The sequence below is a fragment of the Flavobacterium reichenbachii genome (assembly GCF_002217435.1).
Taxonomy (GTDB): domain Bacteria; phylum Bacteroidota; class Bacteroidia; order Flavobacteriales; family Flavobacteriaceae; genus Flavobacterium; species Flavobacterium reichenbachii.
Genome location: NZ_MUHF01000015.1, coordinates 1 through 2,029, shown reverse-complemented (window position 1 = coordinate 2,029; position 2,029 = coordinate 1). Strand labels below are relative to the sequence as shown.

The 2,029-nt window shown below is 47.0% G+C and carries 2 tRNA genes and 1 rRNA gene; all 3 read right to left on the bottom strand.

The annotated features are described in order from the left end of the window. Positions 1–3 precede the first annotated feature (3 nt). Positions 4–77 (bottom strand) — tRNA-Ala (locus tag B0A68_RS12675). Positions 78–225: 148 nt separating this feature from the next. Next, positions 226–299 (bottom strand) — tRNA-Ile (locus tag B0A68_RS12670). A gap of 126 nt (positions 300–425) precedes the next feature. Then, positions 426–1,939: ribosomal RNA gene (locus B0A68_RS12665) — 16S ribosomal RNA — on the bottom strand. Between the last annotated feature and the right edge of the window lie 90 nt (positions 1,940–2,029).

Genomic DNA, 2,029 nt, shown 5'->3' with positions numbered 1-2,029 from the left:
TCGTGGAGAATAACGGAGTCGAACCGTTGACCTCCTGCGTGCAAGGCAGGCGCTCTAGCCAGCTGAGCTAATCCCCCAATCTAATTATGAATTGTGAATTATGAAGTATGAATTATTATTCATAACGCCTCAACTCTAGAATTTCCTTATTTTTAAGCGTACAGTCTTTTTTTTCTATTGTTTGAATTCACAATTTAAAATTATCAATTCACAATTCTTAAAAAGTAGTCCCGGGCAGACTCGAACTGCCGACCCCTACATTATCAGTGTAGTACTCTAACCAGCTGAGCTACGAGACTCTGTTTTACTTAATTTTCATTATTTTTTAAATTAACAGCAAGAGTAATTGAACCTTTCAATTCAGAAACGGTAAATGATCATCTTTTTTCCCCAGCGTGTGTTTCCACTAACACATAGGGCTCTAGAAAGGAGGTGTTCCAGCCGCACCTTCCGGTACGGCTACCTTGTTACGACTTAGCCCTAGTTACCAGTTTTACCCTAGGCAGCTCCTTGCGGTCACCGACTTCAGGCACCCCCAGCTTCCATGGCTTGACGGGCGGTGTGTACAAGGCCCGGGAACGTATTCACCGGATCATGGCTGATATCCGATTACTAGCGATTCCAGCTTCACGGAGTCGAGTTGCAGACTCCGATCCGAACTGTGACCGGTTTTATAGATTCGCTCCTGGTCGCCCAGTGGCTGCTCTCTGTACCGGCCATTGTAGCACGTGTGTAGCCCAAGGCGTAAGGGCCGTGATGATTTGACGTCATCCCCACCTTCCTCACAGTTTGCACTGGCAGTCTTGTTAGAGTTCCCGACATGACTCGCTGGCAACTAACAACAGGGGTTGCGCTCGTTATAGGACTTAACCTGACACCTCACGGCACGAGCTGACGACAACCATGCAGCACCTTGTAAATTGTCTTGCGAAAGTTCTGTTTCCAAAACGGTCAATCTACATTTAAGCCTTGGTAAGGTTCCTCGCGTATCATCGAATTAAACCACATGCTCCACCGCTTGTGCGGGCCCCCGTCAATTCCTTTGAGTTTCATTCTTGCGAACGTACTCCCCAGGTGGGATACTTATCACTTTCGCTTAGCCACTGAAATTGCTTCCAACAGCTAGTATCCATCGTTTACGGCGTGGACTACCAGGGTATCTAATCCTGTTCGCTACCCACGCTTTCGTCCATCAGCGTCAATCCATTAGTAGTAACCTGCCTTCGCAATTGGTATTCCATGTAATCTCTAAGCATTTCACCGCTACACTACATATTCTAGTTACTTCCTAATAATTCAAGTTCAGCAGTATCAATGGCCGTTCCACCGTTGAGCGATGGGCTTTCACCACTGACTTACTAAACCGCCTACGGACCCTTTAAACCCAATGATTCCGGATAACGCTTGGATCCTCCGTATTACCGCGGCTGCTGGCACGGAGTTAGCCGATCCTTATTCTCACAGTACCGTCAAGACTCTACACGTAGAGCTGTTTCTTCCTGTGCAAAAGCAGTTTACAATCCATAGGACCGTCATCCTGCACGCGGCATGGCTGGATCAGGCTTGCGCCCATTGTCCAATATTCCTCACTGCTGCCTCCCGTAGGAGTCTGGTCCGTGTCTCAGTACCAGTGTGGGGGATCTCCCTCTCAGGACCCCTACCCATCGTTGCCTTGGTAAGCCGTTACCTTACCAACTAGCTAATGGGACGCATGCTCATCTTTCACCGTTGTGACTTTAATAACTCAACCATGCGGTTGTGTTATACTATGAGGTATTAATCCAAATTTCTCTGGGCTATCCCTCTGTGAAAGGCAGATTGCATACGCGTTACGCACCCGTGCGCCGGTCTCAAAGTCCGAAGACTTCTACCCCTCGACTTGCATGTGTTAAGCCTGCCGCTAGCGTTCATCCTGAGCCAGGATCAAACTCTTCATCGTATATTTTAATATTATATTGCGATGATATCTATCGGTTCTTTTAAAATCTCTCGATTCCATTACTCTTATTCTTTTGTTTTAACATCTCTG